19 protein-coding genes are annotated in these 19,311 nt (G+C 71.6%); 5 read left to right on the top strand and 14 right to left on the bottom strand.

Annotated features, from left to right (window positions below; translation table 11 throughout):
• The coding region (locus OKJ99_RS02980) for an aminodeoxychorismate/anthranilate synthase component II (RefSeq protein ID WP_407700635.1) at nt 1-776 on the top strand (776 nt) is incomplete at its 5' end.
• On the opposite strand, the gene OKJ99_RS02975 is transcribed toward OKJ99_RS02980, so the two are convergent.
• The 5 genes from OKJ99_RS02975 to OKJ99_RS02955 all read right to left on the bottom strand — a co-directional run bounded on the left by OKJ99_RS02975 (nt 722) and on the right by OKJ99_RS02955 (nt 5,634).
• Nucleotides 722-1,726, bottom strand: a complete 1,005-nt coding sequence (locus tag OKJ99_RS02975) for a 2-hydroxyacid dehydrogenase (RefSeq protein ID WP_326014112.1) — start codon at nt 1,724-1,726, stop codon at nt 722-724. The genes OKJ99_RS02980 and OKJ99_RS02975 overlap by 55 nt on opposite strands.
• A 17-nt stretch (nt 1,727-1,743) precedes the next feature.
• Nucleotides 1,744-2,772 carry a 6-phosphofructokinase gene (locus OKJ99_RS02970; protein ID WP_326014111.1) on the bottom strand — a complete coding sequence of 343 codons (1,029 nt, stop codon included), beginning with the start codon at nt 2,770-2,772 and terminating at the stop codon, nt 1,744-1,746.
• A gap of 53 nt (nt 2,773-2,825) precedes the next feature.
• Nucleotides 2,826-3,524 (bottom strand): response regulator transcription factor, encoded by a 699-nt coding sequence (locus tag OKJ99_RS02965; RefSeq protein ID WP_326014110.1) that lies wholly within the window; start codon nt 3,522-3,524, stop codon nt 2,826-2,828.
• Between the two features lie 47 nt (nt 3,525-3,571).
• Nucleotides 3,572-4,804 carry a MacS family sensor histidine kinase gene (gene macS, locus OKJ99_RS02960; protein ID WP_326014109.1) on the bottom strand — a complete coding sequence of 411 codons (1,233 nt, stop codon included), beginning with the start codon at nt 4,802-4,804 and terminating at the stop codon, nt 3,572-3,574.
• 77 nt (nt 4,805-4,881) lie between these two features.
• On the bottom strand, nt 4,882-5,634 hold the full coding sequence (locus tag OKJ99_RS02955; RefSeq protein ID WP_326014108.1) for a lysophospholipid acyltransferase family protein: 753 nt from the start codon (nt 5,632-5,634) through the stop codon (nt 4,882-4,884).
• A 204-nt stretch (nt 5,635-5,838) separates the two neighbouring features.
• Here OKJ99_RS02955 and OKJ99_RS02950 point away from each other — a divergent pair, with 204 nt between their 5' ends.
• A complete protein-coding gene (locus tag OKJ99_RS02950; RefSeq protein WP_326014114.1) occupies nt 5,839-6,636 on the top strand; it encodes an alpha/beta hydrolase in 798 nt (265 codons plus the stop codon).
• The gene (locus tag OKJ99_RS02945; protein WP_326014107.1) at nt 6,629-7,321 is read left to right on the top strand and encodes a hypothetical protein; all 693 of its coding nucleotides are present in this window, start codon (nt 6,629-6,631) and stop codon (nt 7,319-7,321) included. Before OKJ99_RS02950 ends, OKJ99_RS02945 begins: the two co-directional genes overlap by 8 nt.
• A 2-nt stretch (nt 7,322-7,323) precedes the next feature.
• On the opposite strand, the gene OKJ99_RS02940 is transcribed toward OKJ99_RS02945, so the two are convergent.
• The 6 genes from OKJ99_RS02940 to OKJ99_RS02915 form a co-directional block, all read right to left on the bottom strand.
• Nucleotides 7,324-8,097, bottom strand: a complete 774-nt coding sequence (locus tag OKJ99_RS02940; RefSeq protein ID WP_326014106.1) for an endonuclease/exonuclease/phosphatase family protein — start codon at nt 8,095-8,097, stop codon at nt 7,324-7,326.
• A 67-nt stretch (nt 8,098-8,164) separates the two neighbouring features.
• Entirely contained in the window at nt 8,165-9,118 is a 954-nt protein-coding gene (locus tag OKJ99_RS02935; RefSeq protein WP_326014105.1) for an ROK family glucokinase, read from the bottom strand.
• 67 nt (nt 9,119-9,185) lie between these two features.
• Nucleotides 9,186-9,677, bottom strand: coding sequence for a DUF5304 domain-containing protein (locus tag OKJ99_RS02930; protein WP_326014104.1), 492 nt, complete (start codon nt 9,675-9,677; stop codon nt 9,186-9,188).
• Between the two features lie 68 nt (nt 9,678-9,745).
• Nucleotides 9,746-10,846 (bottom strand): ArsA family ATPase, encoded by a 1,101-nt coding sequence (locus OKJ99_RS02925; protein WP_326014103.1) that lies wholly within the window; start codon nt 10,844-10,846, stop codon nt 9,746-9,748.
• Between the two features lie 84 nt (nt 10,847-10,930).
• Nucleotides 10,931-11,368: an SRPBCC family protein gene (locus OKJ99_RS02920; protein ID WP_326014102.1), complete on the bottom strand. Its 438-nt coding sequence runs from the start codon at nt 11,366-11,368 to the stop codon at nt 10,931-10,933.
• A gap of 92 nt (nt 11,369-11,460) precedes the next feature.
• Nucleotides 11,461-12,222, bottom strand: a complete 762-nt coding sequence (locus OKJ99_RS02915; protein ID WP_326014113.1) for a metallophosphoesterase family protein — start codon at nt 12,220-12,222, stop codon at nt 11,461-11,463.
• A gap of 332 nt (nt 12,223-12,554) precedes the next feature.
• On the opposite strand from OKJ99_RS02915, the gene OKJ99_RS02910 reads away from it, so the two are divergent.
• The gene (locus OKJ99_RS02910; RefSeq protein WP_326014101.1) at nt 12,555-14,351 is read left to right on the top strand and encodes an AMP-dependent synthetase/ligase; all 1,797 of its coding nucleotides are present in this window, start codon (nt 12,555-12,557) and stop codon (nt 14,349-14,351) included.
• A gap of 298 nt (nt 14,352-14,649) precedes the next feature.
• Here the strand turns inward: OKJ99_RS02910 and OKJ99_RS02905 are convergent, their stop codons facing one another.
• Nucleotides 14,650-15,801 carry a glycosyltransferase family 4 protein gene (locus OKJ99_RS02905; RefSeq protein WP_326014100.1) on the bottom strand — a complete coding sequence of 384 codons (1,152 nt, stop codon included), beginning with the start codon at nt 15,799-15,801 and terminating at the stop codon, nt 14,650-14,652.
• Nucleotides 15,802-15,893: 92 nt separating this feature from the next.
• Here OKJ99_RS02905 and OKJ99_RS02900 point away from each other — a divergent pair, with 92 nt between their 5' ends.
• Nucleotides 15,894-17,135 (top strand): glycosyltransferase family 87 protein, encoded by a 1,242-nt coding sequence (locus tag OKJ99_RS02900; RefSeq protein WP_326014099.1) that lies wholly within the window; start codon nt 15,894-15,896, stop codon nt 17,133-17,135.
• On the opposite strand, the gene OKJ99_RS02895 is transcribed toward OKJ99_RS02900, so the two are convergent.
• Both OKJ99_RS02895 and OKJ99_RS02890 read right to left on the bottom strand, forming a co-directional pair.
• Nucleotides 17,132-18,346, bottom strand: coding sequence for a hypothetical protein (locus tag OKJ99_RS02895; RefSeq protein WP_326014098.1), 1,215 nt, complete (start codon nt 18,344-18,346; stop codon nt 17,132-17,134). The genes OKJ99_RS02900 and OKJ99_RS02895 overlap by 4 nt on opposite strands.
• Before the next feature lie 35 nt (nt 18,347-18,381).
• Nucleotides 18,382-19,311: C40 family peptidase (locus OKJ99_RS02890; RefSeq protein ID WP_326014097.1), on the bottom strand; the 930-nt coding region annotated here is incomplete at its 5' end.

The raw sequence follows: 19,311 nt of genomic DNA, 5'->3' as shown, positions 1-19,311 counted from the left end.
GCCGAGGACGACGCGGTTGCCGTCGAAGTCGGGCAGCTCGCTCAACTGCTGGTAGCAGCACGGCTCTTCGGGTGCGGGCCGCGCTGGACGGGCGGCGGTCGGCACTGGCGCCGTTCTGGCTGCGGATGCAGACGCGCGAGAGCGACCTCTGCGGGCACGCGCTCGTCGTCGACGGCGAGGACACGTTCACCGCGATGCTGGCGCACGTGCTGCGCTCGACGGGGCTCGACGTGACGGTGCGGCGCTACGACGAGGAGGGGCTGCGGGAGGCGGTGCTCGCGCACGAGGGCCCGGTCGTGCTGGGCCCCGGCCCTGGCGACCCCTGCGACCTCACCGATCCGAAGATGCGCTTCCTGCGCTCCCTGACCGCCGACGTGCTCCGTGGCCACGAACACGGCGTGCTCGGCGTCTGCCTGGGCCATGAGCTGATCGCGGCGGAGCTGGGCCTGGAGATCGTCCGCAAGGAGGTGCCGTACCAGGGCGCGCAGACCGACGTCGAGGTGTTCGGGCGGACCGAGAAGGTCGGGTTCTACAACAGCTTCGTGGCGTCCTGCGACGACGAGACGGCGACCGAACTGGCGGCGCACGGCGTGGAGATCAGCCGGGACCGGGCGACGGGCGAGGTGCACGCGCTGCGCGGTCCTTCCTTCGCGGGCGTCCAGTTCCACCCGGAGTCGGTGCTGTCGCTGCGCGGCGCCGGGATCGTGCGGGAGCTGCTGGCTCAGCTGGTGGATTCGGCGGGGACCAGCACGTTCTCGGAGCGGCGGCCCGCCTGATAGTCCAGGACGTTCTGCACCGTGGTCTCGATGATCTGTCCGACCGCGTCCACGGTGTAGTACGCCTGGTGGGACGTGACCAGCACGTTCGGGAACGTGACGAGGCGGGCCAGGGTGTCGTCCTCGACGACGTCGAGGGACTTGTCGAGGAAGAACAGGCCCGCCTCGGCCTCGTACACATCGAGGCCGACGCCGGCGAAGCGGCCCTCGCGGAGCTCGGCGACGAGGGCCTTGGTGTCGATGAGGCCGCCGCGGCTGGAATTGATCAGGATCGCGTCGTCCTTCATGGCGCGCAGCGCGGCGGCGTCGACGATGTGCTCGGTGGCGGGCAGCAGCGGGACGTGCAAGCTGATGACGTCGGCCTCGGCGAACAGCTGCTCCTTGTCGACGTACTTCATGCCGAGGGCGACGCAGTTCGGGTTCTCGGCGACGTCCCAGCCGAGCAGGTTCATGCCGAAACCGTGCGCGATCCGGGTGAAGGCCTCGCCGATCTTGCCGGTGCCGAGCACGCCGACGGTGCGGCCCCGCAGGTCGCGGCCCATCAGCCCGTCGAGGCGGAAGTCGAAGTCGCGGGTGCGGGTGCTGGCGCGGACGATGCGGCGGTTGACGGCCATCGCGAGGGTCCAGGCGAACTCGGCGACCGAGTACGGCGAGTAGTACGAGACGCGGGACACGGTCAGGCCGAGCCGCTCGGCGACCTGGAGGTCGATGTTGTTGAAGCCCGTGGAGCGCTGGGCGATCAGCTGTGTGCCGCCGGCCGCGAGGGTCTGCAGCACGCGGTGATTGAGGGTGGCGTTGACGCTGGTGGAGACGATCTCGTAGCCGGCCGCGATCGGCGCGGTGTCCTCATTGAGGAAGACATCGAGGCAGCGGACGTCGTGGTGGCCCTCGAAGGCCTTCTCGATGAGGGGCTTTTCGTCGGATTGCACACCAAAAGCGAGAATCTCCATGAGCGCGAGCCTAAGCCTCAGCCAAAGAAGACGCCCACTTCTTCGTACAGCGCCGGATCCACCGTCTTCAGGCGGGACGTCGCCTCGGCGATCGGTACGCGCACGATGTCCGTGCCGCGCAGCGCCACCATCTTCCCGAAGTCCCCGTCCCGCACCGCCTCGATGGCGTGCAGCCCGAACCGGGTGGCCAGCCACCGGTCGAAGGCGGACGGCGTACCGCCCCGCTGCACGTGCCCGAGGACCGTGGTCCGCGCCTCCTTGCCGGTGCGCTTCTCGATCTGTTTCGCGAGCCATTCGCCCACGCCGGACAGCCGCACGTGCCCGAAGGAGTCCAGGGACTCGTCCTTCAGCACCACGTCGCCGTCGCGCGGCATCGCCCCCTCGGCGACGACCACGATCGGGGCGTACGAGGAGCGGAAGCGGGAGGTGACCCAGGCGCAGACCTGTTCGACGTCGAAGCGCTGCTCGGGGATGAGGATGACGTTGGCCCCGCCGGCCAGGCCCGAGTGCAGCGCGATCCAGCCCGCGTGCCGGCCCATGACCTCGACGACGAGGACCCGCATATGGGATTCGGCGGTGGTGTGCAGCCGGTCGATGGCCTCGGTGGCGATGCCGACGGCCGTGTTGAAACCGAAGGTGTAGTCGGTGGCGTAGAGGTCGTTGTCGATGGTCTTCGGTACGCCGACGGTCTTGATGCCGTACTCGTCCGAGAGCCGGGCCGCGACGCCGAGGGTGTCCTCGCCGCCGATCACGATGAGGGCCTCGACCTCCTGCTTGGCGAGGTTCTCCTTGACGCGGCGGATCCCGTTCTCCGCCTGGAGGGGGTTGGTCCGCGAGGAGCCGAGCACGGTGCCGCCGCGGGGCAGGATGCCGCGCACCGCGGGGATGTCGAGAGGGACGGTGTCGTTCTCCAGGGGGCCGCGCCAGCCGTCGCGGAACCCCACGAAGTCGTAGTCGTACTCCTGAACGCCCTTGCGCACGATGCCCCGGATGACAGCGTTCAGTCCGGGGCAGTCACCGCCTCCGGTCAGCACTCCGACCCTCATGGCGTAACTCCCTTGTCACGGCGAGTGGTTGGGGGCCACTCTCCCGCGCCGGGTCAGTCGTCGTCCAGACCCCGCTCGATCGCGTACCGGACGAGCTCCACGCGGTTGTGCAGCTGGAGTTTGCCGAGGGTGTTCTGCACGTGGTTCTGGACCGTGCGGTGCGAGATGACCAGGCGCTCGGCGATCTGCTTGTAGCTCAGCCCCTTCGCGACGAGCCGCAGCACCTCGGTCTCCCGGTCCGTGAGCTGCGGGGCGGCGCCCGACTCGCCGGCGTCACCGGCCGGGGACGGGTCCGAGGCGAGCCGCCGGTACTCGCCGAGCACGAGGCCCGCGAGGCCCGGCGTGAACACGGGGTCGCCGACGGCGGTGCGCCCCACGGCGTCGATCAGCTCGTCCGTGGAGGCGGACTTGAGCAGATAGCCGGTGGCACCGGACTTCACCGCTTCCAGTACGTCGGCGTGCTCACCGCTCGCGGAGAGTACGAGGACGCGCAGGCGGGGGTCGGCGCCGACGAGTTCCTTGCAGACCTGGACGCCCGCCTTGGCCGGCAGGTTCAGGTCGAGGACGAGGACGTCGGGGCCCACGGCCTGCGCGCGGCGCACCGCCTGTTCGCCGTCGCCGGCCGTGGCGACGACCTCGAAGCCGGCCGCGCCCAGGTCGCGGGCGACGGCGTCGCGCCACATCGGATGGTCGTCGACCACCATGACCCTGACCGCCGCCGCTGGCGCGCCCTCCTGCTGCTGTTCGCTCATCGCTCCTGTCCTGCCTTCCCCCGTGGCCCTCGCGGGCGCTTCCTCAACTACTTCTTCGGTACGCGCAGTTCGACCTCGGTGCCCTGGCCGGGAATCGAGATCAGCGCGGCGGTGCCGCCGATGTCGCGCAGCCGGCCCCTGATCGACAGGGCGACGCCGAGCCGGCCCTCGCCCTCGGCCTGCGCGAGGCGGCCCTCCGGAATGCCGGGACCGTCGTCCCGCACCGTCACGATCACCGCGTCCGGCTCGTCCTCGACGAGGATCCACGCGCTGGCATCCGCACCCGCGTGAACCCGCACATTGTCCAGGGCCGCGCTGACAGCGGCGGCCAGTTCGCGGGCCGCAGCGGGCCGCATCGGCACCGGGGCGCCCGGCTCCGAGAAAGTGATGCGTCCACCGGCGTGCCCGGCGAGCAGGGGGCGCAGGTCGCTGGGGCCCGCGCCGTCCCCCTCGTCCGGTCCATCCGGTTCATCCGGTTCGCCCAGTTCCGCCATGCTGCGTACGACCGCGCCGCCCTCCGCGTCCTCGGACGCACGGGACGTGGGCACAAGGCCCCCGGCGACCAGCGTGCGCAGCGCGACCTCCTGCTCGCCCGCCATCCGGCCGAGCTCCGCCGCCTCGCCGCCCAGGGCCGTGCCGCGGCGCTGCACCATCGCGAGGACCTGCAGCACGCTGTCGTGGATGTCGCGGGCGAGGCGCTCCCGCTCGCGCGTCGCCGCCTCGATCTCCAGGGCGCGGGCGAGGGTGCGCTCGGAGGCGCGGGCCACCTCCACGACGTAGCCGATCGCTATGGACGCGATGCAGACCAGAAGGACGCTGTGGACGAGGCCCCGGGTGACGTCGCCGCGCTGCAGCACGTTGGCGACGCCGACGAGCAGGGACGCTCCGGCCGCCCAGCGCCAGCCGCCCTTGAGCGCCCAGGCGAGGACCGCGCCCGCCGTCCAGATCGACGGCAGGGTGGCGCCTCCGGTGACGGACCGCTCGTGCCCGGCGACCGGCGAGAGCAGGATGCCGGCGACGGCGATCGTCAGGTCGGCGGTGAGGAACCGCTTGGTGCAGCGCCGGGCGCCCGACACCTGCGGCAGCGTCACCAGCGTCCACACCGCGAGGACCACGAAGTAGCCGGCGCCGACCCACGGGCGCTCGTACACCTCGTACGAGGAGGCGAACAGCCCGATCGCGTAGACGAGGGTCAGCAGGCGGTACCCGGTGAGGGCGCGCCACAGCGGCTGCTCGACCGACATCCGTACGACCCGATCGCGCCCGCCCGTGTTCCCCATGTCCCCTGTCCCCACCCTTGGCACTTCTGGGTACTTCTGCTTCTGGTGCTTCTGGGCACTCCTTGGGAACGACGCGACTAGGAGCCGCCCCGTTCCTTCTCCAACGCCTTCTTCGCCGCTTCCTTCTCGGCCTTGGCCGCCTTCTCCGCGTCCGCGATCTGCCGCTTGGCGGCCGTCGCGTACACGTCGACGTACTCCTGGCCGGAAAGCTTCATGATCTCGTACATGACCTCGTCGGTGACAGCCCTCAGGACGAAGCGGTCGCCCTCCATGCCGTGGTAGCGGCTGAAGTCGAGGGGCTTGCCGATGCGGATGCCGGGGCGCATCAGCTTCGGCATCACCTTGCCCGGGGGCTGGATCTTCTCCGTGTCGATCATGGCGACGGGGATGACGGGGGCGCCGGTGGACAGCGCCACGCGCGCGAGGCCGCCCGGCTTGCCGCGGTAGAGGCGGCCGTCGGGGGAACGGGTCCCCTCCGGGTAGATGCCGAACAGCTCGCCGCGCTCCAGGACCTCGATGCCGCTCTTGATGGCGGCCTCACCCGCGCCCCGCGAACCGGAGCGGTCAACGGGCAGCTGGCCGACGCCCTTGAAGAAGGCGGCCGTCATCTTTCCCTTGACCCCGGGGGTGGTGAAGTACTCGGCCTTCGCGATGAAGGTGACCTTGCGGTCGAGGACGGCGGGGAGGAAGAACGAGTCGGAGAACGAGAGGTGATTGCTGGCGAGAATCGCGGGGCCCTCGGCGGGGATGTTCTCGAGTCCCTCCACCCACGGCCGGAACCCGATCTTCAGCGGCCCTCCGATGGCCACCTTCATTGCGCCGTAGATCAACCCACTGCCTTCCCTCGTGCCCGGACCTCGTACCGGGACCAGTCCGAGGATCCGACCTTAACCCGCGGGGCCGCCCCGGGGCCCGACGACCCTGGTCGGTGTCAGTCCGGTCGCGTACCGTGAGGTCCACGTCGCTGTTGCCCGTCAGCTCGTTCCCCCCGCACGTCCGTCCACCGTTTCTCTGCCATGAACAGGAGACCGAAGGTGCCGGTCCTTCCTGGAGCCGAGCCGTACCGCCATGACGGCGGCGAGGTCGGCATCCTCCTCTGTCACGGATTCACCGGCTCGCCCCAGTCGCTGCGACCCTGGGCCGAGTACCTCGCCGAGCGCGGCCTGACCGTCTCGCTCCCGCTCCTTCCGGGCCACGGCACGCGCTGGGAGGACCTGGCCGTCACCGCGTGGCAGGACTGGTACGCGGAGGTGGACCGCGCCCTGCGCGAGCTCACCGAGCGCTGCTCCAAGGTCTTCGTGTGCGGCCTGTCGATGGGCGGCGCGCTCGCCCTGCGCCTCGCGGCCAGGCACGGGGACGAGATCGCGGGCCTCGTCCTGGTCAACCCGGGCAACAAGGTGCACGACCTGGCCGCGCACACGCTCCCGGTCACCCGGCACCTCGTGCGTTCCGTGAAGGGCATCGCCAGCGACATCGCCAAGGAGGGCGTGGCAGAGCTCGGCTACGACCGGATGCCGCTGCACGCGGTGTACCAGCTGCGCCGCTTCTTCCAGCTCGTCGACCGTGAACTGCCGCAGGTGACCCAGCCGCTGGTGGTGCTGCACAGCGTGCACGACCATGTGGTGCCGCCCGCCGACTCGGCCCGTGTGCTCGGCCGCGTCTCGTCCACGGACGTCACGGAGATCCTGCTGGAACAGAGCTACCACGTGGCGACGTTGGACCATGACGCGGACCGGATCTTCGAGGAGAGCTACGCGTTCTTCGACCGGCTCGCTCCCGAAGTCGGCAAGATCCCCAGCGAGGGCGTGGAAGGGACGAGCACCGGTGACTGAGCAGGAGCGGGGCGGGTCCGAGCGGCCGGAGAGTTCAGAGCCGCACGACCAGGAGGAGACCGGCGGGCAGTCGCCCGATCCCCTCCTGCCGAACGACGAGGACGCGGCGTGGGCGGCGATCGTCGCCGGTTACGGGGAGGAGCCGCCGGACCCGCCGGGCGCCAAGCCGTTCAAGTCGGTGGAGGACCTGGCCCTGCTCGAACCGGAGACCAACGAGTCACCGGAGCGGTCGGCCGACGCACAGCGGAGCACCCCGAAGAAGGACCATCCGGACCAGAATCAGGACCCGGACCCGGACTCGGGTCAGGAGCAGAACCAGGACAAGAACCAGGACCGGGGCAAGCAGAGCCCCCTCGGTTCCTCGGTCTCCTTCGCCCCGGGCATCGCCTCCACGCCCGGTCCGCGCGACCACACGCCGCCCGAGCCCGACGACGAGGGCCACTTCGTCCCGCCCGAGCCGCCGCCGCTGCCGGAAGGTGACGTCACGGCCAGGTTCGCCTGGCTCGCGGTGGTCGGCGGCCCGATCCTGCTGCTCCTCGCGGTGCTGCTCGGCTGGGACATGACGTGGTGGCTGGCGACGCTGTGCATCGGCGGCTTCCTCGGCGGCTTCGGCACGCTCGTCGCCCGGATGTCACCGGGCGACGACGAGGACGGCGACGACCCGGGCCGCGGCGCCGTGGTCTGAGGCTAAGCGGCGGGAACGCGGAGGGCGGCGAGCACCGGCAGATGGTCGGTGGCCGCCCTCAGCTCGTCCCGGTCCAGGAAGTCCGGCACCCCGCACCCCAGCACCTCGATGCCCTTGGTGGCGAGGATCGCGTCGATACGTTGATGGGGATCGGTCGGCGTCGAGGTGTACTCGCCGCCCCAGGGCCGGGTCGCCCAGGCGTCGTTGAGGGTGCGCGCGAGGCGCCCGAAGGTGCGCCCGCCGGGCCGCTCGTTGAGGTCCCCGCCCACGACGACATGCCGCACTCCCGAGGCGCCCATCGCCTCGACCCGGTCGAGGAGCATCCCGCCCTGCGCGTACCGCTCGTCCTTCTGCAGGCTCAGATGGCAGCTGACGACGCCCACCCGTACGCCCCCGAACCGCACGACGGCCGTCGCGAAGCCGCGCCGGTGCAGTCCCGGCGTGAGGGGAAGCAGCACGTCCTCGGTGCGCTCGACGGTGGCCCGCAGCGAGCAGAGCAGCGCGGGCCCCGCGGCGCTGCCGCCCCCGGAGAGGATCACCAGGTCGGCGGCGCGGGCGAGCCGGGCGAGGTGCTTGCGCCAGCGGAAGAACCGGGGCGCCTCCTGGATCAGTACGAGGTCCGGGGCGCAGGCCTTCATCACGCGGGCGAGGGCGACGGGGCTGTCGCGCATCGAGCGGATGTTGTAGCTGAGGACGCGAATGACGGCCGAACCGTCGGATTCCGTACGGGACTTGGGAAGTTCGGTGCGTTCTTCGGGGAGCGAGCCGGAGTCCATGAAGATCAAGATACGCCGGTGCCCGCCGCCCCCACGGGGAACGACGGGCACCAGGTGCGGATGTACGTCACATGACGGGGTCGGGCTCCCGCGCCAGGTCGGCGGCGCCGACCATGCCCGCCTTGTTGCCCAGCTGGGCGGCGATCACATCGGCCACGGGCCGCCAGTTACCGCCGACCAGCCACCGCTTGTACGACTTGCGGATGGGGTCGAGAACCAGCTCGCCCTCGTCCGACAGGCCGCCGCCGACGATGAACGCCGACGGGTCGAACAGCGAGGCCAGGTCGGCCAGTCCCGCACCGGCCCAGCGGGCCAGCTCGCGGTACGAGTCGACGGCCACGGGGTCGCCCTCGCGGGCGGCCGTGGAGATGTGCTTGCCCTCGATGCCCTCGGGGCTGCCGTCGCCGAGCGAGAGCAGGTACGAGGCGTTCTCCGGCGTCGCGTTCGCCCGCTGCTTCGCGTAGCGGACGAGCGCGCGGCCCGACGCGTACTGCTCCCAGCAGCCCTGCGAACCGCAGCCGCACAGCAGGCCGTCCGGCACCATGCGGATGTGACCGAACTCGGCGGCCACGCCGAAGTGGCCGCGGCGCAGCTTGTTGCCGATGATGACGCCGCCGCCGAGGCCGGTGCCGAGGGTGATGCAGATGACGTTGCGGTGGCCCTTGCCCGCGCCGAACTTGTACTCGCCCCAGGCGGCCGCGTTCGCGTCGTTCTCGACGACGACGGGCAGCTTGACGCGTGCCTCGACCTTCTCCTTCAGCGGTTCCTGGCGCCAGTCGATGTTCGGCGCGAAGTACACGGTGGAGCGCTGGCGGTTGACGTAACCGGCGGCACCGATCCCCACGCCCACGATCTCGTGTCCGGCCCTGGCACCTTCCACGGCCGAGGCGATCGCGTCGACGATCCCGTCAGGCGTGGAAGGCGTCGGCACCTTGAACGTGGAGAGGATGTTGCCGTCCTCGTCGACCACGCCGGCCGCGATCTTCGTGCCGCCGATATCGACGCCGATGGTGAGTCCCATGAATCCCTCAGTTCGGTCGAGCCCCGCTATGGCCCACCTTAACCGAGCAGGAGCCCGCCCCCCCGGTTCAGTCCAGGTCGATGTGCTCCCCGCCGGGGCCATCGTCCTTGGGATCCTCTGCGTCCTTGGCGTCCTTGGCGTCCTTGGCGTCCTTCGGCGGGGCGGGCTCCTGGGTGCGCTGGGTCCAGCGGCTCTCCTGCCCCTCGACCGCGGAGCGGTAGGCGGCGAGCAGCTCGTTGCCCGCGGCGGCCAGGTGGTCGAACACGTCCGCGTTGCGGTCGATGACCGGCTCGATGACGGAGCGGGCCTGCCGTACGGCCTGCTTGGCGACCTGCTCCGCGGTGCCCTGCGCGACCGAGCCGAGGAACGGGGCCTGCACGGACGAGAGCTTGTCCGTGACGGCGTCGACGAGCTTCTTCAGCTCCTCGGCCGCGGATCCGGGCGGCGGCCCGTACTCGGCCCTGCGGCGGGCCCGCTCCTCCTGAAGATCCTCGGCGCACGCCTTCTCCCAGGCATCGTCGTCGACCTGGTGGGCGGGCTGCTCGGTGGCATCGCTCATGACGGCTGACTCCTGCGGAGAGCTGGACCGGTTACACCTTCGACGTTACCCGAACGGGTGCGTGTGCTTCATCGGGTCTGCGGCCACAGATCCGGGTCGGGGGCGAAGCGGACCCGAAGCTCGCCGTCGACGAGTCCCGCGCCGGCCACGGTGCAGCGGCGGGGCGCGGAGGGCAGCGGGACGATACGGCGGAACGGGCCCGCGCCGACGACCAGTTCGTCGCCGCGCCGCACCAGACTCAGCTCCTCGCGGACGGCTCCGGGCAGCGGTATCCGCCACACCAGGACGCCGTCCTCGCCGAGCCGGTCCTCCACGGGCCACGGGTCACGGGGGCCCGGCAGCGTCGCGGGCGCCGGTACGTCCAGGTCCTCGGGGCGCGGGTCGCGGCCCAGGTGGGGCAGCTCGTGCGCGCCGGGCCACTCGGCGAGGACCTTGCGCTGGCGGGCGGCGGCGTCGGCGAGCCACGGGTCGGTAGAGCCGTCGGGGAGCATGCGGTTGGCGACGACCGTCTCGACGTCGAGCCCTTGCAGGGCGAGGCCGGTGCGGGTGGTGCGCAGGGCCTCGGCGGCGGCCCGGGTGGGCTCGGCGACGAGCCGTACGCGGGTGGTGGCGGCGTCGATCACGGCCTGCGCGGCGGCGAGTTCGGCGTCCCAGCGGGCCGCGGACTCGTACAGCCACTGCGCGGGCATCGGCACCCCGGCGAGCCGGCCGAGGACGGGGCGCAGGGCGCGCGCGGCCTGGCGCTCCGCGGGGAGCAGGCGGCGCAGGTAGCGGCGGAGCTGCTCGGGCAGGGCGAGCGTGTCGACGGCGCGGGGTGCGGGCGGCAGGTCGACGACGACGAGGTCGTACGGGCCTTCGGCGCTGTCCCGCAGGGCCCGGAGCAGCGCGAGCTCCTCGCCGCCGGGGAGCGGTGTGACCTCGTCCGCGTCGAGCCGGGCGGCGCCGAGGAGTTCGAGGCCGGATGCGGCGCGTTCCTGGAGCGCGAGGAGGTCGCGGCGGAAGTCGTCGGCCGGGGTGAGCCGGGCGATGTCCACGTCCTCGACCTCACCCACGGGGTCCGCGGTGATCAACCTCGTACGCAGGCCCTGCCGGGCGGCCTGGTGGGCGGTGGCGGCGGCGACGGTGGTGCGGCCGGCGCCGCCGGGGCCGGTGACGAGGAGGGTGCGCATGGGGTGTGAGGTTACCCGTGGTGGACGCCACGGGGCTCCGCCCCGGACCCCGCTGCTCAATCGCCGCAGGGGCTTGATCGAGCGCTAGCTGCCCGACTCCACTCGCTTCTTCAGGCCTGCCAGGGCGCGGTCGATGATGACCTTCTCGGCCTTGCGCTTGATCATGCCGAGCATGGGGATCTTCACGTCGACCGTGAGGGAGTACGTGACCTCGGTCCCGGCGCCCGCCGGCTTCAGCACGTACGAGCCGTCGAGGGAGCGCAGCATCTGGGACTTGACGAGGGTCCACGAGACCTCGTTCTCGCCGGCCCAGGTGTACTGGAGGGTCTGGTCGTCCTTGATCGCCCCGGCGTCCATGACGAGCCGGACCTGTTCGGCGCGGCCCGCCCCGTCCTCGGCGATGACCTCCGCCTCCTTCACCTCACCCGTCCAGTCGGGGTAGCGGGCGAAGTCGGCGATCACCCCCATGACATCGGCGGGGGCCGCCTCGATCGTGATGCTCGAGCTGGTGTGTTCCGCCATCGCCGTGGCTCCTCCGGATACCGGTCATGAGTGCGCCATGCCTGCCTGCGTGTGTGTCGCGTGAAGGCTATCGCGCGCATGCGCTCCCGCTGTCACCACTCCAGCGCCCACGGTCTGCCCGACCCCGCGAAGTGCCCGACGTTCACGCATTCCGTGGCCCCGATCCGCATCCGCCGCGCGAGCGGCTGGTGGACGTGGCCGAAGAGCGAGTACCGGGGCCGGGTCCGGCGAATCGCCTCCAGCAGGGCGCGGCTGCCGCGCTCGAACCGCCGCGCCACGGTGTCGTAGACGAGGTCGGGAACCTCCGGCGGGATGTGCGTGCACAGCACGTCGACCTCGCCCACAGCCTCGATCTTCGCGGCGTACTCCTCGTCGTCGATCTCGTACGGCGTGCGCATCGGCGTGCGGAGCCCGCCGCCGACGAAGCCGAAGACCCAGCCGCCGATCTCGACGCGCTCCCCGTCGAGCACCGTCGTGCCGGGGGCGGCGTACTCACGCCAGAGTTTCGGCATATCGACATTGCCGTAGGTCGCATACGTCGGTGTGGGGAAGGCCGCGAACATCTCCGCGTACTGCTTGCGCACCGCTTTTTCGATGGCAGGCACACGGTCTATGCCCGCCCAGAGCTCCGCTCCGAAGGCGCGCGCCTCCTCGAAGCGGCGGGCGGTACGCAGTTCGACGATGCGGTCCGCGTTCTCGACTCCGAACAATTCAGGGAAAATGCCGCGCGAGTGATTTGCGTAATCAAGGAACAACACCAGGTCACCGAGGCAAACGAGGGCATCGGCGCCGTCTCCGGCTCGTGCGAGGTCGGTGGAGTTTCCGTGCACATCGCTGACTACGTGTACGCGCATGGCGATCACCCTAGGACGATGGGTCCCAGAATGGGTAGAGGCCGTCGGACCTGCGGTTACTTCCGAGTCGGCCGATTCCTGGACTAGGGTGCGAGAACAGTCGCGGCAACGTGTGACGCAGCGAACATCTGGTCCGACCCCCCTATCGAAGAAGCAGTACCGGTGGGTAACGTCCGGGCAGTCCAGTCGTGTTCAGTTCAAGCAATGAGCGCCGTCGAGTTCAGCCGAGTTCAGGCGGACAATTCATTGATGCACTGTGCACCTGCCCGATCTTGGACCGCACCGACGCATCACAGAAGAGTGGCGCCGGCGCCCTACGAGGAGCAGCAGTCTTGCGCGAGTTCAGCCTTCCCGCTTTGTACGAGGTCCCCGCGGACGGCAATCTGACCGACATCGTTCGCAGAAACGCCGCGCAGCACCCGGACGTCGCCGTGATCGGCCGAAAGGTCGGCGGCACGTGGACGGACGTCACGTCCGTCGAGTTCCTCGCCGAGGTGCGCGCCGCAGCCAAGGGCCTGATCGCGTCCGGCGTGCAGGCCGGCGACCGCATCGCGCTCATGTCGCGCACCCGCTACGAGTGGACGCTGCTCGACTTCGCGATCTGGAGCGCGGGCGCGATCACCGTTCCCGTCTACGAGACGAGCTCGCCCGAGCAGATCCAGTGGATCCTCGGCGACTCGGGCGCGGTCGGCATCCTCGTCGAGCTGGACACGCACGCCGCGGCCGTCGCCTCCGTGCGCGGCCGGCTGCCCGAGCTGCGGGACGTCTGGCAGATCGAGGGCGGGGGCCTGGACGAGCTGTACCGCGCCGGCGCCGGGCTCTCCGACGGGATGGTCGACGACCGCAGCGCCATCGCGAAGGCCGACGACCCGGCGACCATCGTCTACACCTCGGGCACCACAGGACGCCCCAAGGGCTGTGTCCTCACGCACCGCAGCTTCTTCGCGGAGTGCGGCAACATCGTGGCGCGCCTCGGCCCCCTGTTCCGTACGGGCGAGTGCTCCGTGCTGCTCTTCCTGCCGGTGGCGCACGTCTTCGGCCGACTGGTCGAGGTCGCCTCGCTGATGGCCCCGATCAAGCTGGGCCACGCCCCCGACATCAAGCAGCTCACCGACGAACTGGCCGCCTTCAGGCCTACGTTGATCCTGGGCGTGCCGCGCGTCTTCGAGAAGGTCTACAACTCGGCGCGCGCCAAGGCGCAGGCCGACGGCAAGGGCAAGATCTTCGACAAGGCCGCCGACACGGCGATCGAGTACAGCCGCGCGCTCGACACCCCGAACGGTCCTTCGCTGGCCCTGAAGCTCAAGTACAAGACGTTCGACAAGCTCGTCTACGGCAAGCTGCGGACCGTCCTCGGCGGGCGCGGCGAGTACGCGATCTCGGGCGGCGCGCCGCTCGGCGAGCGGCTCGGCCACTTCTTCCGCGGCATCGGCTTCACGGTCCTGGAGGGCTACGGCCTCACCGAGTCCTGCGCGGCCACGGCGTTCAACCCGTGGGACCGCCAGAAGATCGGCACGGTGGGCCAGCCGCTGCCGGGTTCCGTGGTCCGGATCGCCGACGACGGCGAGGTGCTGCTGCACGGCGAGCACCTCTTCACCGGCTACTGGAACAACCAGGGCGCCACCGAGGAGGCGCTGGCCGACGGCTGGTTCCACACCGGTGACATCGGCACCCTCGACGAGGACGGGTACCTGCGGATCACCGGTCGCAAGAAGGAGATCATCGTCACGGCGGGCGGCAAGAACGTCGCCCCCGCGGTGATCGAGGACCGGATCCGGGCGCACGCGCTCGTCGCCGAGTGCATGGTGGTCGGCGACGGTCGGCCGTTCGTCGGCGCGCTCGTCACGATCGACGAGGAGTTCCTCGGCAAGTGGGCCGCGGACCACGGCAAGCCGGTGGGCTCGACGGTGGCGTCGCTGCAGCACGACCCCGACCTGCTTGCCACGGTCCAGGCGGCCGTGGACGACGGCAACGCGGCGGTGTCCAAGGCGGAGTCGGTCCGCAAGTTCCGTATCCTCGGCGCCCAGTTCACCGAGGAGTCGGGGCACCTGACGCCTTCGCTGAAGCTGAAGCGGAATGTGGTGGCGAAGGATTACGCGGACGAGGTCGAGGCGATTTACCGCGGGTAGCGGTACCGGGTGGGATCCGCTGCGGCACGTGGTTGCGCGGTGCGGCGGATGTCCCACTCACGCCTCGGGGCTCCGCCCCGGACCCCGCGCCTCAATCGCCGGCGGGGCTTGATGGGCCCGTCTCGCCCAAGCGATCTCCCCCGCTCAACTCCCACCCACCCGCCCCCTCCGGGGGCGTCGGCCTCGCGGGGTGCCGCCACCCCGCCTTGGGCAATCTGCCGCCTGGGGCGGCAGGGTGGGCAAGGCGGCGCCCCGGTGCCGCGCGCCCATCACGACAGGCGCCGACCACGGCACCCGCTTACAACAGCCCCCGCAACCGCTCCGCCAGCAAGTCCCAGCGCCACTTCTCCTCGACCCATGCGCGGCCCCGCTCGCCCATCCGGCGGCGGAGTTCCGGGTCCTGGAGGAGCGTGATGATGCGGTCCGCGGACTCCGTCTCGGAGCCGCCGCGGACGACCCAGCCCGTCTCGCCGTCGAGCACCGCGTCGGGCGCGCCGCCGGAGTCGCCGGAGACGACCGGGAGCCCGGTCGCGGAGGCCTCCAGGTAGACGATGCCGAGGCCCTCGACGTCGAGCCCGCCCCGCCGCGTACGGCACGGCATCGCGAAGACGTCCCCCGCCCCGTAGTGCGCGGGCAGTTCCTCCCACGGCACGGATCCCGTGAAGCGCACGGAGTCCGCGACGCCGGTCTCCTGGGCCAGCTTGCGCAGTTCCTTCTCGTACGGGCCGCCGCCGACGATCAGCAGCACCGCGTCCGGCACGGCCGCGAGGATCTTCGGCATGGCGAGGATCAGGGTGTCCTGGCCCTTGCGGGGCACGAGGCGCGAGACGCACACCACCACCGGACGATCCGTCAGGCCGAGGCGCGCCCGCACCACGTCGCCGCCCGAGCCCGGGTGGAACGTCTTCTCGTCGACCCCCGGCGGGAGCTGCTCCATCCGCCCCGCCGCCGCGGGCGTGAGCGCCGCCGCGATGCGCGAGCGCGTGTACTCGCCGAGGTACGTGATCGTGTCCGTACCCTCCCCGATCCGCCGCAACAGCTGCCGGGACGCGGGGAGTTGGGCCCAGCCCGCCTCGTGCCCGTGCGTCGTCGCGACCAGGCGCTCGGCGCCGGCCCTGCGCAGCGCGGGCGCCATCAGGCCGAGCGGCGCCGCCGCCCCGAACCACACCGACGTACAGCCGTGCGCCCGCAGCAGACCGGCCGCGCGCCGGGTCACGCGCGGGGTCGGAAGCAGCATCGTCGTGTTGTCGCGCACCACGGTGAACGGCTGCTCCGCGTCGAAGGCCGCCGTGGCCTCGACGCCCTCACGACTGCGCTTCCACGTCGAGGCGTAGACGACGAGCCGCTCAGGATCCAGGCGCAGCGCCATGTTGTGCAGGAACGCCTGGATCCCACCGGGGCGCGGCGGGAAGTCGTTGGTCACGAGCAGAGTCTTCGGTGTCTGGCGCATCACCGCCGACAGTACCGAACGCGCCCGGCGGGGACCGCCCCGCCGCGGGGGTCCATGGCCAGGCCACAGGGCTTCCCGGCATCATGTCTCGAATGAAGTCGCGAACGCCCGCCGGGCTCCTGGTCACCTGGGTACTGACCCGGGCGCTGCTCCTGCTGTGCGTCTTCAAGGTGATCGTGGTCCCGGGCCCCGATGTGACCAGCGACGTCCACGTGATCTACCAGGGCTGGTTCGACGTGCTGCGCACCGGAACGTTCCCTCTGGGCGATGTGACGTGGCAGTACCCGCCGGCCGCCGCGATGGCGATCCTCTCCCCCGCGCTGCTGCCCTTCCTGTCGTACGCCTCCGCGTTCTTCCTGCTCGCGTTCCTGGCGGACGCCGTCGTCCTGCTGATGCTCCTCTACGTCTCCGAACGGCGGGGCAGGTCGCGGCGCGGCACCTGGGTGTGGGTCATCGGGCTGCCGCTGCTCGGACAGACCGTCTACGCGCGCTACGACGTGATGGTGACGGCCGTCGCGATCGCGGCGCTGCTCGCGGCGGCCCGGCATCCGCGGGCTGCGGGCGTCTTCGCCGCGATCGGTGCGGTGATCAAGGTGTGGCCCGCGTTGCTGCTGCTCGGTACGCGGCGCGGCCGGGCCACCCGGCAGACGTGGGGCACGGCGATCGTGACGGCCGCCGGGCTGCTCATCGCCTTCACGGTCGCGATGCCGGGCGCACTCGCCTTCCTCACGTTCCAGAAGGACCGCGGCACCGAGGTGGAGTCCCTCGGCTCGCTGGTCTTCCACGTGGCGCGCCAGTTCGGCTGGAACGGCACGGTGCAGCTGAACTACGGCTCGGTGGAGTTCCTCGGCCCGTACGTGGACGTGGTGAGCACGCTGGCGCAGGTGCTCACGGCGCTGGCGTTCGGCTGGCTGGTGCTGTGGCGGTTCAAGGCGCGCGCCTGGCAGTCCTCGACGCTCGCCGACGCGGGCCTGACGGCGGTGCTGCTGTTCACGACGACGAGCCGGGTGATCAGCCCGCAGTACATGGTGTGGCTGGTGGGCGTGGCCGCCGTCTGCCTGCTGTTCCGCGACAGCCGGATGACGCTGCCGGTGTGGCTGGTGCTCGCGGCGACCTTCGTGACGTTCCTGGAGTTCCCGCTGTACTTCGGGAACGTGGTGGCCAGCGACCCGCTCGGCGTCACCCTCCTCTTCGTGCGCAACGGCCTGCTCGTCGTGGCCTCCCTCAGCGCCTGCCGCCGGCTGTGGCGCGCCACGGTGACCGAGCCCCGGCGCGCCGAGCGCGATCCCGCGCCCGCGCAGACCTCGCACGACGACACGGTCACCGCCCGCTAGGAACCGAGTTCGGACCGCACGTACTGCCGCCACTGCGCCACGAACTCCTGCTCGTCGATGCCGAGGGCCTGTCGCAGCGCACCGTCGACGGCCCCGGCCCGCTGTTTGTGGCCGCCGACCGCCGTGTAGAAGGCGTTGAGCTTCGCCTCGCCCCACCGGTCCGCGATCATCCGGCAGGCCAGCCAGCCGCTCTCGTACGCGCGGGCGAGCTTCGCGGAGTCGCCGGAGAAGCCGAAGTCCGCGTCGTCGGGGAGCCCTGCGAGCGTCGCGCCCTGCTGGACCGCGCGGCGCAGCTCGGGCGCCGCCTGGCCCGGTGTGCGGTCGCTCTCGCGGTAGCCCGCCCAGTCCGCGTACCCCTCGGAGAGCCACAGCGGGGTCGCGGCGGACGTCGCGCGGCGGGTGGCGACGTGGGCCGTCTCGTGGGTGAGGACGACCTGCTTGCCGACCTCGCCGAGCAGGCCGTACGCCTCGGGGTTGAGGATCACCCGGTCCGCCGGCGCCGTGTGGGGACCGCCCGCCTCACCCGTCGTGACGGCCGCGATCCCCTGGTAGCCGGCGGCGGGCGCGCCCAGCAACTCGCCCATCTCGTCGAGGGACTCGGGCACCAGGACGACGACCCGGCGCGCCCAGTCGCCGCCCCAGGCGCGCTGCACCGAGGGCACGGCCTCGTCGGCGAGCTTCGCGTACGAGCGCAGTTCGGAACGCGGTTTGCCGACTCCGAGCACCAGGCTGTGCGCGCCCTTCACCGCCGTCACCGGGCCCTGCTCCCACAGCTGCTCGCCCGCCTTCTTCCCTGGTCGGTCCCCGGTGACGTACCAGCCGTCGTCGCCGTGGCCGAGGGTCAGCCTGCGCTCGGCGACCACGGGCGCCTTGTCGTAGCCGTCGACGCGGTAGCGCAGTTCTGCGGTGGCGGTGGCGCGGGACCCGGCGCGCTCCAGATGGGTGAGCTTGTACTGCCAGGAGTCGAGCGGGACCTCGGAGAGGTCGTCGAGCAGGCCGGGATCCGCGCTGCCCGTCGACCGGTACGCGGGCCCGTCCCGGGTGACGACGGCGTGCGCCCGCTGGTTGAGCACCCGCTGCACGGCCGACGCGTCGGCGCCCTTCGGCCCCTCGTCCCCGCCGCACCCGGAGAGCGCGGAAAGCCCTACGAGCAGGGCGCCCAGTGCCACCGCACTCCCCGCCCTGCCCACCGCACGCCGTCCACCAGCCATCTTTCAGATCGTACGGCGAAGTCCCACGGGAGGCGTCAGACCCGGGTCACGGATGAGACGGGCATCATGCCGACCGGGTCGTAGCGCACCGGGGCGCCCGGGTGCGGCGCGTGGATCACCTGGCCGTCGCCCGCGTAGATGCCGATGTGGTGGGCGTCGGAGCCGTACGCCACGAGGTCTCCGGGCTGCGCCTGGGACACCGGGACCTGGCGGCCCGCGTACCGCTGCGCCTGCGAGGTGCGCGGCAGACCGACGCCCGCCTGCCCGTACGACCACTGCATCAGGCCCGAGCAGTCGAAGCCGGAGGGTCCCGTCGCACCCCAGACGTACGGCTTGCCGAGCGCCGACTTGGCGGCGGCGAGCGCGATGGCCGCGCGGGCGGAGGAGGCGGGGCCCGCACCGGCCAGGTCGGGGCGGGTCTCACTGCGCGAGGCCCGGTCGTACGCGGCCCGCTCCCCGTTCGGCATCGCGTTGAGCAGCCGCCGCGCCTTGGCCAGCTTCTTCTCCACGGTGTGCTTGTGCTGCCGGACGGCCTTGCGGCTGGCCTCCAGCTCGGCGAGCTCGGCCCGCGCCTCGGCCCTGCGCTGGTCCAGATCGCGCTGGGCGCCCCGCAGTTCGACCAGCTCGCCCGCGTTCCTGGCGCCGATCCGGTCGAGCGTGCCGGCCTTGTCGAGGTAGCCGTCCGGGTCGGAGGAGAGCATCAGGGCGAGCGAGGGGTCCATGCCGCCGGACCGGTACTGGGCGCCGGCCACCACGCCGAGCGCGCGCCGCATCGCGTTGATCCGCTCCTGCCCGCGGGCCACCTGGTCCTGGGTGTCGGCGAGTTCCTCGCGGAGTTTGTCCGCGCGCTCGTCGGCCCGGTTGAACGCCTCGGTGGCCTTCTCGGCCTGCTCGTACAGGCGGTCCACCGCGGCCTTGCCCGCTGCGGGCCTGTCCTGCGGTGCGGCGCCCGCGGGCGCCGCGCC

Origin of the sequence: Streptomyces endophyticus, assembly GCF_035798155.1 — a bacterium.
In the GTDB taxonomy this organism is placed as follows: Bacteria; Actinomycetota; Actinomycetes; order Streptomycetales; family Streptomycetaceae; genus Streptomyces; species Streptomyces endophyticus.
Note: the sequence above shows the minus strand (reverse complement) of the source record. Positions and strands in the feature narration are given on the sequence as shown.

What these genes read in the sequence shown, in the direction of transcription:
- OKJ99_RS02935 (WP_326014105.1), bottom strand. Translation starts at nt 9,118, where the DNA reads ATGGGACTCACCATCGGCGTCGATATCGGCGGCACGAAGATCGCGGCC.
- OKJ99_RS02905 (WP_326014100.1), bottom strand. Translation starts at nt 15,801, where the DNA reads ATGCGCCAGACACCGAAGACTCTGCTCGTGACCAACGACTTCCCGCCG.
- OKJ99_RS02970 (WP_326014111.1), bottom strand. Translation starts at nt 2,772, where the DNA reads ATGAGGGTCGGAGTGCTGACCGGAGGCGGTGACTGCCCCGGACTGAAC.
- OKJ99_RS02925 (WP_326014103.1), bottom strand. Translation starts at nt 10,846, where the DNA reads ATGCGCACCCTCCTCGTCACCGGCCCCGGCGGCGCCGGCCGCACCACC.
- OKJ99_RS02930 (WP_326014104.1), bottom strand. Translation starts at nt 9,677, where the DNA reads ATGAGCGATGCCACCGAGCAGCCCGCCCACCAGGTCGACGACGATGCC.
- OKJ99_RS02920 (WP_326014102.1), bottom strand. Translation starts at nt 11,368, where the DNA reads ATGGCGGAACACACCAGCTCGAGCATCACGATCGAGGCGGCCCCCGCC.
- OKJ99_RS02915 (WP_326014113.1), bottom strand. Translation starts at nt 12,222, where the DNA reads ATGCGCGTACACGTAGTCAGCGATGTGCACGGAAACTCCACCGACCTC.
- OKJ99_RS02900 (WP_326014099.1), top strand. Translation starts at nt 15,894, where the DNA reads ATGAAGTCGCGAACGCCCGCCGGGCTCCTGGTCACCTGGGTACTGACC.
- OKJ99_RS02975 (WP_326014112.1), bottom strand. Translation starts at nt 1,726, where the DNA reads ATGGAGATTCTCGCTTTTGGTGTGCAATCCGACGAAAAGCCCCTCATC.
- OKJ99_RS02940 (WP_326014106.1), bottom strand. Translation starts at nt 8,097, where the DNA reads ATGGACTCCGGCTCGCTCCCCGAAGAACGCACCGAACTTCCCAAGTCC.
- OKJ99_RS02965 (WP_326014110.1), bottom strand. Translation starts at nt 3,524, where the DNA reads ATGAGCGAACAGCAGCAGGAGGGCGCGCCAGCGGCGGCGGTCAGGGTC.
- OKJ99_RS02895 (WP_326014098.1), bottom strand. Translation starts at nt 18,346, where the DNA reads ATGGCTGGTGGACGGCGTGCGGTGGGCAGGGCGGGGAGTGCGGTGGCA.
- macS (WP_326014109.1), bottom strand. Translation starts at nt 4,804, where the DNA reads ATGGGGAACACGGGCGGGCGCGATCGGGTCGTACGGATGTCGGTCGAG.